At 69.6% G+C, this 11,351-nt stretch carries 14 protein-coding genes; 10 read left to right on the top strand and 4 right to left on the bottom strand.

Translation table 11 applies throughout. The features are described from left to right. The first annotated feature begins 101 nt into the window (after positions 1-101). On the top strand, positions 102-740 hold the full coding sequence (mtnB, locus tag FL583_RS07935; protein WP_205751927.1) for a methylthioribulose 1-phosphate dehydratase: 639 nt from the start codon (positions 102-104) through the stop codon (positions 738-740). A gap of 15 nt (positions 741-755) precedes the next feature. Here mtnB and FL583_RS07940 read toward each other — a convergent pair whose 3' ends face one another. From FL583_RS07940 to FL583_RS07950, 3 genes are all read right to left on the bottom strand, one after another. Then, positions 756-1,376 (bottom strand): hypothetical protein, encoded by a 621-nt coding sequence (locus FL583_RS07940; protein WP_142703847.1) that lies wholly within the window; start codon positions 1,374-1,376, stop codon positions 756-758. 143 nt (positions 1,377-1,519) lie between these two features. Then, positions 1,520-1,912, bottom strand: coding sequence for a hypothetical protein (locus FL583_RS07945; protein WP_142703849.1), 393 nt, complete (start codon positions 1,910-1,912; stop codon positions 1,520-1,522). Positions 1,913-2,448: 536 nt separating this feature from the next. Further along, positions 2,449-2,877, bottom strand: a complete 429-nt coding sequence (locus FL583_RS07950; protein ID WP_142704020.1) for a type II toxin-antitoxin system PemK/MazF family toxin — start codon at positions 2,875-2,877, stop codon at positions 2,449-2,451. A gap of 100 nt (positions 2,878-2,977) precedes the next feature. Here FL583_RS07950 and FL583_RS07955 point away from each other — a divergent pair, with 100 nt between their 5' ends. From FL583_RS07955 to FL583_RS07995, 9 genes are all read left to right on the top strand, one after another. Beyond that, a complete protein-coding gene (locus FL583_RS07955) occupies positions 2,978-3,988 on the top strand; it encodes a LacI family DNA-binding transcriptional regulator (RefSeq protein ID WP_142703850.1) in 1,011 nt (336 codons plus the stop codon). A 169-nt stretch (positions 3,989-4,157) separates the two neighbouring features. Next, entirely contained in the window at positions 4,158-5,495 is a 1,338-nt protein-coding gene (locus FL583_RS07960) for an ABC transporter substrate-binding protein (RefSeq protein WP_142703852.1), read from the top strand. Next, positions 5,495-6,409, top strand: coding sequence for a carbohydrate ABC transporter permease (locus FL583_RS07965; protein ID WP_142703854.1), 915 nt, complete (start codon positions 5,495-5,497; stop codon positions 6,407-6,409). Before FL583_RS07960 ends, FL583_RS07965 begins: the two co-directional genes overlap by 1 nt. Next, the gene (locus FL583_RS07970) at positions 6,406-7,269 is read left to right on the top strand and encodes a carbohydrate ABC transporter permease (RefSeq protein WP_205751928.1); all 864 of its coding nucleotides are present in this window, start codon (positions 6,406-6,408) and stop codon (positions 7,267-7,269) included. The genes FL583_RS07965 and FL583_RS07970 overlap by 4 nt, the downstream gene beginning before the upstream one ends. Further along, positions 7,266-8,780 carry a glycoside hydrolase family 13 protein gene (locus FL583_RS07975; protein WP_142703855.1) on the top strand — a complete coding sequence of 505 codons (1,515 nt, stop codon included), beginning with the start codon at positions 7,266-7,268 and terminating at the stop codon, positions 8,778-8,780. Before FL583_RS07970 ends, FL583_RS07975 begins: the two co-directional genes overlap by 4 nt. Positions 8,781-8,787: 7 nt before the next feature. Beyond that, on the top strand, positions 8,788-9,111 hold the full coding sequence (locus FL583_RS07980; RefSeq protein WP_142703857.1) for an ArsR/SmtB family transcription factor: 324 nt from the start codon (positions 8,788-8,790) through the stop codon (positions 9,109-9,111). A gap of 105 nt (positions 9,112-9,216) precedes the next feature. Beyond that, the gene (locus FL583_RS07985) at positions 9,217-9,783 is read left to right on the top strand and encodes a hypothetical protein (protein WP_142703859.1); all 567 of its coding nucleotides are present in this window, start codon (positions 9,217-9,219) and stop codon (positions 9,781-9,783) included. A 162-nt stretch (positions 9,784-9,945) separates the two neighbouring features. Further along, positions 9,946-10,671: a YcnI family protein gene (locus FL583_RS07990; RefSeq protein WP_142703860.1), complete on the top strand. Its 726-nt coding sequence runs from the start codon at positions 9,946-9,948 to the stop codon at positions 10,669-10,671. A 2-nt stretch (positions 10,672-10,673) separates the two neighbouring features. Continuing rightward, complete coding sequence (locus FL583_RS07995) at positions 10,674-10,994, top strand: hypothetical protein (protein ID WP_142703862.1); 321 nt, start codon at positions 10,674-10,676, stop codon at positions 10,992-10,994. Here the strand turns inward: FL583_RS07995 and FL583_RS08000 are convergent. Continuing rightward, positions 10,991-11,344, bottom strand: a complete 354-nt coding sequence (locus FL583_RS08000) for a hypothetical protein (protein WP_142703863.1) — start codon at positions 11,342-11,344, stop codon at positions 10,991-10,993. The two genes, FL583_RS07995 and FL583_RS08000, sit on opposite strands and share 4 nt — an antisense overlap. Positions 11,345-11,351: the final 7 nt, after the last annotated feature.

An 11,351-nucleotide genomic window follows, 5' to 3' on the forward strand; every position in this document is an offset into this window, starting at 1 on the left:
CGCGCGGCCGGCGGGTTTGCGGCGGGAGCCGGGCCCGCGGCGGATGGGGGCGCGGGCGGGTTCGCGGCGGGGGCCGCCGGCGAGGCGGACGGGGAGCAGTCGTGAGTGCACCGGACTTCCGGACGGACTTCCGCGGGGCGCTGGAAGGCGCCGGCCGCGCGCTGGCCGCCGAAGCGGCGCGGTTCGCCGGCATCGGCTGGATGCGGGGCACCTCGGGGAACCTCTCGATCGTGCTCAACCGCGACCCGCTGCGCCTGGCGGTGACGGTCAGCGGCCTCGACAAGGGCGAGCTGACCAGCAGCGACGTCGTCGTCGTGGACGAGTTCGGAGCCGCCGTGCCCGAGCAGCCAAGGCCCGACCTGATCCCGTCGGCCGAGGCCGAACTGCACGCCCGGGTAGCCGCGCTCTCCGGCGCGGGCGCGGTGGTGCACGTGCACGCGCTGCAGGCCGTCCTGGCCGGACACTGGTGGCCGGAGGGCATCGAGCTGCGCGACCTCGAGATGCTCAAGGGCATCGGCCGGCTGGCGCACGACGAGACCGTCACGATCCCGGTAGTGCCGAACTCCCAGGACATGAAGGTGCTCGGCGACGACGTGGCCAAGGTCTTCGACCCGGGCGTCCCCGCGGTCGTCGTCGCGAGGCACGGCATGTACGCCTGGGGCCGCGACCTGCTGCAGGCCCGTCACCACACCGAGATCGTCGAGTTCCTGCTCCAGTTCAAGGTCGAGACGCGCGGCTGAGCCGACCGAACCGGCTCAGGGCACGTTCCAGGGTGTCAGTGAGACGGTCAACGTGTCGTTGTCGCGAGCGATCGAGTCGACGTGAAAGCGCACGATCTTCTGCGTGATGCCCTCGCTCGACGCGTTCGCTCGGGAGGTCAGGACGCAGACCGTCAGGTTCGCGGCCGAGGCCATGCTGCTGACGCTCGCCGAGGACCGGATGGCTTCGACGCAGTCGCCGGCCGAGGACTGGGCCGATTGGACGGGTGCGACCCGATCGGCGTCCTGGAAGTTGAGCGTGCCGTTTCCGCCACCGGCCACGTAGGTGACGTCGCCGCCGTTCTCCGGTCGGACGCGGGGCTCGTCGACGTCGATGTGGACGAAGTCGCCACCGGACTGGACGGTCAGCGTCTGGTTCTCGTACGCGGACTGGTAGGTCGACGAGGGATCGAGCTGGCCGGGGTCGAGCGGGGAATTCTCCCCCGACGGGACCGGGGCGACGGAGACGGCCGAACTGGGTTCGGCCGGCGCCGGAGCCGAGGACGGCAGTGGCTGCGCCACGACGTCGCTGTCTCCGTTGCCTCCGGACCGGGCCAACGCGAGCCCGGCGACGATCAGCGACAACACGGCGACCCCGAGGGCGATAGCGGCAATCACAACGCCCGGCGCGCCTCCGGTTCTCCTTTTCGGCCCACCGCTCGGCTGCATGATCTTCCCCCCGTACCAGATGTGCATCGGATTCAGGGCGGCACGTTATTGGTTCGCTCCCGCCCGGGCCAGTGGTCATTGCAGCCAATTACTCAACTCGATTCGGTCTCCGCCGAGTCGGCTGTTCGGCTGATCAGGTCGGTCGGTGTTCCGGCTCCACCCGGCGCGTGCATAATCCGCCTGGTGACCATGGATTCGAAGCGGCCTCCGGCTTCGGGAGGCGAGGTGCGGAGCAATTCCGGTAGACGGCGTACGACGACACGGCGGCTGACGCTGGTCGCCGAGTTGGCGACCGTTCTGAGCTTGCTGGTGGGGCTCGTTGCGTGGCTGTTTCCGCGCTCCGACCAGCCGGGCTCGGGTCCTCCCGCGGCAACCGGATCCGCATCGGCGAGCAATTCGGCGCCGATTTCAGCGACACCGGAATCGGTGCCTTCCGGTTCGCCGACGACGGGTCCGAATTCAACGGCGAAATCCCTCGTCGGCATCACTCCGGACCGCGGCGCAGCCAATGTTGATCCCGACGGATCGGCATTACAGATCGCGTGCGGATCGGGGAGTAGTGGCGATCGGGATCGGGAGGTCTCGTACCCGCTCTACCGTTCGTACTCCGAGTTCGCGACCGAGTTGATCGCGACCGGTTCCGCTCCCCGGGAGACCCGAATCCAACTCGAGGTGTTCGCCGATCAAAGCCGGGTGGGCAACACGATCGTTCGAATGGGATCGCGTTCGCAGGTTCGAGCGCCGATCCTCGGGGCCGAGGTCTTGACGCTGAGGGTCACCTGCGAGTCTTCCGCGGGGCGAGCGCGCCTGGATGATCCGGTACTCCGAGCCGCCAAGCCCTAGATGAGTTGATTCCGAAGTCGTCAGTGGTCGTGGGCGGTCTGAACCAGCGGGACTGCGATGCGCAGTAGCCGTGCTGGGCGTACCCGGCCAACGCGTCGTCGCGGCGGTCAGCAGTTCGGCGTCGGCGAGCGCCGGCGGGTTCCGGCCGGCCGATGCGGCGAAACGGGCTCGGCCGGGGCTACTCCCAGCCGTATTCGGCCCGCAGCTCCCGAGCAACCGAATCGAAGCGGTCCCGGGGCAGGATCGCGCCCTCTCGGCGGATGCCATCCTGGTCGACCTCGATCACCCGGTCGAGCCGGATCCAGCTCGGCCGGTTCTCGCGGTCCCACGGACCCGCGCCCAGCGCGTACCAGTTCCGCTGCCCGTCGCGCTCGCTGTTCGACGACAGCATCAACCCGAGCAGCGTCGACCCGCGCCGGCCGACCACCAGCACCGGCCGGTCCTTGCCCTGACTCGGGTCGTCCTCGTACTGGACCCAGGTCCAGACGATCTCCCCCGGATCGGCGTCGCCGTCGAGGTTCGGCGCGTAGACGAGGTGCCGCCCGCTCGGCGCGGGCACCCCGCCGTTCAGCCGAGCCTTCTTGTCCGGCGCCGACGAAGAACGCATTCGACGGACGGCCGACCGCGCGATGTCCTTGATGCTTCGAGCCACCCGCGAACCTTAGCGAACCCCGAACACTGTCCAGAATTTGCGCTAGCTTGCACCCGTGACCAAGCGGCTTGCGGAGGTGGCGCAAAAAGTCGGCGTCAGCGAAGCCACGGTCAGCCGAGTCCTCAACGGACGCCCGGGAGTCTCCGACGCCACCCGCGAAGCCGTCCTCACCGCGCTCGACGTCCTCGGCTACGAGCGGCCCACCCAGCTGCGCGGCGACCGCGGGCGCCTCGTCGGGCTGGTGCTGCCGGAGCTGCAGAACCCGATCTTCCCCGCGTTCGCCGAGGTCGTCGGCGACGCGCTGGCCCAGAAGGGCTTCACGCCGGTGCTCTGCACCCGCACGGCCGGCGGCGTCACCGAGCAGGAGTACGTCGACCTGCTGCTCGAGCAGCACGTCTCCGGCGTGATGTTCGCCAGCGGGCTGTTCTCCCAGGCCGACGCCGAGCACTCGCACTACGAGCGGCTCGCGGCCCGGCGGCTCCCGGTCGTCCTCGTGAACGCGGGCATCGAACGCCTGCGGTTCCCCCGGGTCTCCTGCGACGACGGGGTGGCCGTCGCGCAGGCGCTCGGCCACCTGCGGTCGCTCGGGCACGAGCGCATCGGGCTGCTGCTCGGGTCGGCCGACCACATACCGTCCCAGCGCAAGCTTGCGGAATTCCGGCAGCGGGCCACCGAGATCGAACTGAAACATCCGCCCGAATTCATCCAGAACGCGATGTTCTCGGTCGAGGGCGGGCAGGCCGCCGCGAACAAGCTCATCGACCGCGGGGTCACCGGAATCATCTGCGCCAGCGACGTCCTGGCCCTGGGCGCGGTGCGGGCCGCGCGCCGGCGTCGCCTCCGCGTCCCCGAGGACCTCTCGGTGGTCGGCTACGACGACTCGGCGTTCATGACCTGCACCGACCCACCACTCACGACGGTCCGGCAGCCGATCGAGGCGATGGGCCGGGCCGCGGTCGAGCTGCTGGCGAACCAGATCAGGGGCATCTCGGTCGCGCCCGACGAGCTGCTCTTCGAACCCGAGCTCGTCGTCCGCGCAAGCACCGCAAGGCCGTCGCAAGCCTGACGTAAGCCCTGGTCAGCACCTCAGTCAGAGATTTTCGTGTTTCGATCCAGATATTGCAGCGCCAACGAATGCCGCCCTATGGTCTGCGGCACGCGCTCTCCGTAACCACCCCGCGACGGCGGGCGCTGTGGGGTGTCAGCCGCATGCCACTACGGAGGGCAACTCAACGATGAGAAAACTGCGTGCCGCAGGCGCACTCGCCGCTGCCGGCTTACTGCTGGCCGCGACCGCGTGCTCCAGCGCCGACGACGACTCGAGCGCAGGCGGAAAGACCCGCATCACGGTCAACTGCGAACCCCCGAAGTCCGCCGCGATCGACCGCGCGAGCTTCGAAGAGGACATCGCGCTGTTCGAGAAGCAGAACCCCGACATCGACATCGTCGCCCATGACGCGTTCCCGTGCATGGACCCGAAGACGTTCGACGCCAAGTTGGCCGGCGGCCAGATGGAGACCGTCTTCTACGTCTACTTCACCGACGTCGCGAACGTCGTCAAGCGCAAGCAGGCCGCCGACATTTCGGACTACACCAGCAAAGTCCAGGGCTACGGAGACATCCAGCCGTCGGTCACCGACATCTTCAAAAAGGACGGCAAGACCTACGGCCTGCCCCGCACCAACTACTCGATGGGCCTGATCTACAACCGGGCCCTCTTCACCAAGGCCGGCCTCGACCCCAACACCCCGCCCGCCACCTGGGACGACGTCCGGGCCGCGGCCAAGAAGATCGCCGCGCTGGGCAACGGGACGGTCGGGTACGCCGACTACAGCGCGAGCAACCAGGGCGGCTGGCACTTCACCGCCGAGATGTACTCGCAGGGCGGCACGATGGTCTCCGACGACGGCAAGAAGGCCACCGTCGACTCGCCCGAGGGCAAGGCCGTGCTCCAGACGCTGAAGGACATGCGCTGGACCGACAACAGCATGGGCACCAAGCAGCTGCTCCAGATCACCGACGTCCAGCAGATGATGGGCGCGGGCAAGCTCGGCATGTACCTCTCGGCGCCCGACAACATCCCCGAGGTCGTCAAGAAGTACAAGGGCTCGTACACCGATCTGGCGATCGCCCCGATGCCCGGCAGCAAGGGGACGCTGCTCGGCGGTGACGGCTACATGTTCAACAAGAAGGCGACGCCGAAGCAGATCGAGGCCGGCGTCAAGTGGGTCGAGTTCCAGAACCTGACGCCGGGCAGCGGCGCGAACAACTGGCAGCGCGCGGCCACCAACAAGGCCCCGGTCGGGCTCCCCCAGCCCAACCTGTGGTCCGGCGCCACCGCGGAGAAGGACAACAAGCTCAAGGCCCAGTACGCGAACGTCCCGGTGGACAACTACGCGAAGTTCCAGGACACCGTCGTACCCGGCAAGCTCGAGCCGCCCCAGGCCCAGCAGATCTACTCGGTTCTGGACGGCGTCATGTCCGCGGTGCTCACGAATCGCAACGCCAACATCGACGGCCTCCTGAGCGACGCGTCCACGAAGATCGACCGCCTGCTGGCGAACCAGCGCTGATGGCGGTACTCACCCTCGGCGTCCCGCGGCTCGTGAAGACGAGCCGCGGGACGCGGAAGCTGACCGACAACCTCACCGCGTACGCGTTCCTGGCCGGCGGCCTGATCTGCTTCGCACTGTTCTCTTGGTATCCGGCGATCCGCGCGCTGATCCTGGCGTTCCAGCAGTCGAACTCGGTGGACGAGACGACCTGGGTCGGCCTGGAGAACTTCCGGCTGCTGTTCAGCGACCCCGAGTTCGGTGCGGCCTGGCGCAACACGTTCGCGTTCACCGGGATCGCGCTGGTCATCGGCTTCGCGGTCCCGTTCGCGCTCGCCGTGCTGCTCAACGAACTGCGTCACGCGAAGGCGTTCTTCCGGCTCGCGGTGTACCTGCCGGTGATGATCCCGCCGGTCGTCACCGCGCTCCTGTGGAAGTGGTTCTACGACCCCGGCCCCGGCCTGTTCAACGAGGTGCTCCGCTTCCTGCACCTGCCGACGTCGGACTGGACGAACTCCACGAACACCGCGCTGGTGTCGCTGGTGCTGGTCGCGACCTGGGCCAACATGGGCGGCACGGTGCTGATCTACCTGGCCGCGCTGCAGGGCATCCCGGGCGAGCTCTACGAGGCCGCCGAACTCGACGGGGCGAGCATCTGGCAGCGCATCCGGCACGTCACGATCCCGCAGACGCGCTTCGTCATGCTGATGCTGCTCCTGCTGCAGATCGTCGCCACGATGCAGGTCTTCACCGAGCCGTACATCATGACCGGCGGCGGACCCGAGGACGCGACGATCACCGTCCTCTACCTGATCTACAAGTACGCGTTCGTCTACCTCGACTACGGAAGCGCGTGCGCGCTGAGCGCGATGCTCCTGGTCTTCCTGGGCGCGTTCTCCGCGCTCTACCTGCGTCTGACGAGGGAGGCCCCGTGAGAACGCTGGTCTCCGAATCGGTCCTCCACCGCCGAAAACTCTTCTATTGGACGATATTCAGCGCGACGATCGCGGCCTTCGTCCTCGCATTCCTCTTCCCCGTGTACTGGATGGTCACCGGTGCCCTGAAGTCGTCCGACGAACTCGTCCGCACCCCGCCCACGCTGGTCCCGGAGCACTTCCACCCGGAGAACTACCGGGACGCCTGGGGCACGCTCAGCCTCACCACCCACCTCGCGAACACCGCGATCCAGGCCGTCGGCGCCTGGGTGCTGCAGATCGTCTTCTGCACGCTGGCCGCCTACGCGCTGTCGCGCTTACGGCCCGCGTTCGGGAAGGTGATCCTCGGCGGCATCCTGGCGACGCTGATGGTGCCGGCGTCCGCGCTGCTCGTGCCGAAGTACCTGACGGTCGTCGACGTACCGCTCGTGCACGTCAACCTGCTCAACAGCCCGCTGGCCATCTGGTTGCCCGCGGTCGCCAACGCGTTCAACCTCTACCTGCTGAAACGCTTCTTCGACCAGATCCCGACCGAGCTGCTCGAGTCGGCCGAGATCGACGGCGCCGGCCCGGTGCGTCGCCTCTGGCACGTCGTGCTGCCGATGTCCCGGCCGGTCCTGGGCGTGGTCTCGATCTTCGCCGTGGTCGCGGTGTGGCAGGACTTCCTCTGGCCGCTGCTCGTCTTCTCCGACACGAACAAGTCGCCGATCAGCGTCGCGCTGGTGCAGCTCTCCAGCGACGCTCCGGTCAGCCAGCTGATCGCGGCGATGGTGATCGCCAGCGTGCCGATGATCGCGCTGTTCCTGGTTTTCCAACGACACATCATTGCCGGGATCGGCGCAGGGAGCCTCAAGGGATGAGCTGGTACGAGAACGCGGCGATCTACCAGATCTACCCGCGCAGCTTCGCCGACGGCAACGGGGACGGTATCGGTGACCTGGCCGGCGTCCGCGCGCACCTGAAGTACCTCGCCGACCTGGGCGTCGACGCGCTGTGGTTCAACCCCTGGTACCCGTCGTCGGGCGCGGACGGCGGGTACGACGTCATCGACTACCGGGACATCGACCCGGAGTACGGGACCCTGGCCGAGGCCGAGAAGCTGATCGCCGAGGCGGCCGAGCTCGGCCTGCGGACGATCGTCGACATCGTCCCGAACCACGTCTCGCACCTGCACCCGTGGTTCGTCGACGACCGGCGCGAGCTGTTCTGGTTCCGCGACCGCCCGAACAACTGGGTGTCGGAGTTCGGCGGCTCGCCGTGGACCCAGGTCGAGGACGGCTCCTGGTACCTCCACCTGTTCACCGCCGAGCAGCCCGATCTGAACTGGACGCATCCGGCCGTCCGCCAGGAGCACGAGGACGTCCTGCGGTTCTGGTTCGACCGCGGCGCGGCCGGCGTCCGGATCGACTCGGCGGTGCTGCCGGTGAAGGATCCGGCGCTGCCGGACCTTCTCGACGGCGAGCCGCACCCGTTCGTGGACCGGGACGAGCTGCACGACATCTACCGGTCCTGGCGGCAGGTGGCGGACTCGTACGACGAGCCGCGGATCCTGGTCGGCGAGCTCTGGCTCCCGGATGCCGCGCGCTTCGCGCGCTACCTGCGCCCGGACGAGCTGCACACCGCGTTCAACCTCGACTTCCTCGCCTGCCCGTGGGACGCGACGCGGCTGCGCGAGTCGATCGACCGCACGCTGGCCGCCCACGCGCCGGTCGACGCCCCGGCGACCTGGGTGCTGTCCAATCACGACGTCACCCGGGTCGTCACGCGGTACGGGCGGAAGGACACGTCGTTCTCGTTCGAAGCCAAGAAGGTGGGACTCGCCACCGACCTGGAGCTGGGCACCCGCCGGGCCCGCGCGGCCGCGCTGCTGGCCTGTGCGCTGCCCGGGGCCGTCTACGTCTACCAGGGCGAGGAGCTCGGGCTCCCGGAGTACGAGGTCCCGGCCGACGCGATCCGCGACCCGATGCACGTCCGGTCCGGCGGGGTCGACCCCGGCCGGGACGGCTGCCGGATCCCGCTTCCGTGGTCCGGTGGCGGGCCGCCGTACGGTTTCGGAGCGACGCCGACGTGGTTGCCGCAGCCGGCCGGGTGGGAGAACCTGACCGTCGAGGCGCAGGACGGCACGCCCGGCTCCATGCTGACGCTCTACCGCGAGGTGTTGCGGGCCCGGCGCGAGTTCCGGGGTGGGCTGCGCTGGCTCGACGCCGACGGCGGGGTGCTGGCGTTCACCCGGGACTCCGGGCCGGGCTGCGTGGTGAACCTGTCCGACGCCCCGGTGGCCTTCGACGGCGAGGTCGTGCTGGCCAGCGGACCGTTGGAAGACGGGTTGCTGCCGGTCGACACCGCCGCCTATATAAGGAATGACTTATAATCAGCCGGTGCACGCGTTCGATGTCCTGGGCGATCCGGTCCGCCGCCGGATCCTCGAACTGCTGGCCGACGGCGAGCTCAGCGCCGGCGAGGTGACCACCGCGGTGCGGGCCGAGTTCGGGCTCTCCCAGCCGGGCGTGTCCCAGCACCTGCGCGTACTGCGCGAGAACGGTTTCACGACCGTCCGGCCGGAGGGGGCCCGCCGCCTGTACGCGGTCGCCCCGGCACCGCTGCGGGAGATCGACGAGTGGCTCGACCGGTATCGCCGGTTCTGGAATCAGGGCCTGGACGCGCTGGAGACCGAGCCACCCCGAGGCCGGCGCCGCTCCTGACCCACCCGGGAGCGATCCCGGGCGCGCCGGCCGGTCGGATCATCGTGGATCAGTTGAACCACAGTGGCGGTCGTCTCGTTGGGCTGGTGTGGGACGATCACGGCCATGACCGGCCAAGGCTTCGCGCGGGAAGCGCGCGCCGGGGTTTTCACCCTGGTGTGCCTCGGCCTGTCGATCGCGCTGCACTCGTGGGTCTCCCGCGACCTGCCGTCGACGACCGCGATCTTCGCCGGCGCGGGCCTCGTCCTCGTGGTGGCGTTCGGGCTCGCCGGGCGTGAGCGGCGCTATCCGTTCATCCTGACGACGATGCTGACCGCCCAGGCGGCACTGCACGTCCTGTTCGAGGTCCTGCCGCACGCCGGTCACCACGGCGAGGTGCCGGTGACCCTCGGCGGTCTGCCGAGCGTCACGATGGTGCTGGCGCACCTCGCCGCCGGCCTGTCGGCCGCCGCCTGGTTGCGGGGCGGCGAGACCGCCGTGTGGCGGATCGGCCGCCGGCTCGCCCGTGGCGCCGGCCCACTGCGCCTGCTCTGGACGCTCGTCCGCGCGCTCGTTCTGCCGACGCGCCCGTCCGCCCTGGTCGACGGGGCCGAGCAGCCGGTCGTCCGGCCGATACCGGGCTGGCAGCTCAGCGTCATCCGGCGGGGCCCGCCGGCGCTCCCCGCGGCCTGATCCGCCACCGGCGCCCAGGCGCACCACGCCTCACCCGGCGCCCCGACGCGCAGACGCCTCCACCGGCGCGCGGACGCGCCGTGTCCCTTCATGTCTGAAACATCCCTTCCTGGGTGGCCGGCTTCGCCGCTGCCCTCTCTTCGCTGTGAAAGGAACCCCACAATGACGGCACAACGGCTCCTGGCCCGTACCGCTGCGGTGGTGGCCGCCGCCGGATTCGCCGTGCTGGGCCTCGCGGGCCCGGCGTTCGCGCACGTGACGGTCAACCCGTCCGAGGCGACGCAGGGCGGCTACGCCGCATTGACCTTCCGCGTCCCCAACGAGGAAGCCGCCGCCAGCACCACGAAGCTCGAGGTCGCGCTCCCGACCGACAACCCGATCGCGTCGGTGTCGGTGAAGCCGGTCCCGGGCTGGAAGATCGAGACCACGACGTCGAAGCTGGCCAAGCCGGTCACCACCGACGACGGGCAGCTGACCGAGGCGGTCAGCCGGATCGTCTGGACCGCCACCAGCAAGGACAGCCAGATCGCCCCGGGTCAGTTCCAAGAGTTCTCGATCTCGGTCGGGCCGCTGCCGGAGACCGACAAGGTCGTGTTCAAGGCGCTGCAGACGTACTCCAACGGTGAGGTCGTCCGCTGGATCGAGGAGCAGACCGGCAGCGACGAGCCGAAGAACCCGGCGCCGACGCTGAAGCTGGTCAAGGGAACCGGCGACGACGACCACCACGCGACGTCCACCGACACCAGCGAGGCCGCGTCGGCGTCGAGCACGTCGGACGACGACAGCGGCAACGGGGTCGCGATCGGGCTGGGCGTCGCCGGTCTGGTCGCCGGGGTGGCCGGCCTGATCGCGGGCCTGCTCGCGCTGCGTCGCTCGACCGCCTCCTGACCGTGTTCCCACCCGACCTCGCCGGGTACCGCCCGCACCGCACGATCGAGGACATCGATCTGTGCGGGGACGGGCGGGCGGTGCCCGGTCTCGTCGCCCGGTTCTACCGGCGTCACTCCGGTGACCGGGTGGCGTCGGTGGGTCACTACACGTACGACGGCCGCGATGCCCTGCTGGCCTGGGGATACGTCGGAGAGCCGGACTGCGCGTTCCACGCCGTCGGGCTCCCCGACCGGGGCTGGGACGCACCGCGACCCGGCTGCCCGCGGGCCGAGCTGGTGCTCGCCGCGGACGGCCGGGTCGTCGGGATGTTCCTGCGCTAAGCGGGCTGCTCGACGCGCGCCGACCGGCGCACGACGAGTACCGAGAGCACGGTCAGCGCGAGCCCGCTGGTCAGCGCGACCGCGTGCAGCACGGGGTTGGCGATCGGGACGAACGCGATCACCGCGACCGGCAACTGCAGGCCGATCACCAGCGCGAGCAGCGCCCGACGGCGGGCACCGCCCCAGAAGTAGGCCGTCCACAGCGGAGCCGTGACCACGGCTAGCGTCAGGACGTCCAACAGAGAATGCAGGTACGGGTTCTGGACCCGGTCGTGAGCGAACGCGGACGCGGGCGACGCCACGGCCAGGATGGTTAAGGCTCCGGCGAGCACAACGAGCGGTCGACGCATGGCGCCT

It is taken from the genome of Cryptosporangium phraense, assembly GCF_006912135.1.
Classification (GTDB): Bacteria; Actinomycetota; Actinomycetes; order Mycobacteriales; family Cryptosporangiaceae; genus Cryptosporangium; species Cryptosporangium phraense.

Coding starts and splice junctions, on each gene's coding strand:
- FL583_RS07965 (WP_142703854.1), top strand. CDS start 5,495: ATGGCGGTACTCACCCTCGGCGTCCCGCGGCTCGTGAAGACGAGCCGC.
- FL583_RS07945 (WP_142703849.1), bottom strand. CDS start 1,912: ATGCCGACGAGGGATTTCGCCGTTGAATTCGGACCCGTCGTCGGCGAA.
- FL583_RS08000 (WP_142703863.1), bottom strand. CDS start 11,344: ATGCGTCGACCGCTCGTTGTGCTCGCCGGAGCCTTAACCATCCTGGCC.
- FL583_RS07950 (WP_142704020.1), bottom strand. CDS start 2,877: ATGCGTTCTTCGTCGGCGCCGGACAAGAAGGCTCGGCTGAACGGCGGG.
- FL583_RS07985 (WP_142703859.1), top strand. CDS start 9,217: ATGACCGGCCAAGGCTTCGCGCGGGAAGCGCGCGCCGGGGTTTTCACC.
- FL583_RS07960 (WP_142703852.1), top strand. CDS start 4,158: ATGAGAAAACTGCGTGCCGCAGGCGCACTCGCCGCTGCCGGCTTACTG.
- FL583_RS07990 (WP_142703860.1), top strand. CDS start 9,946: ATGACGGCACAACGGCTCCTGGCCCGTACCGCTGCGGTGGTGGCCGCC.
- FL583_RS07975 (WP_142703855.1), top strand. CDS start 7,266: ATGAGCTGGTACGAGAACGCGGCGATCTACCAGATCTACCCGCGCAGC.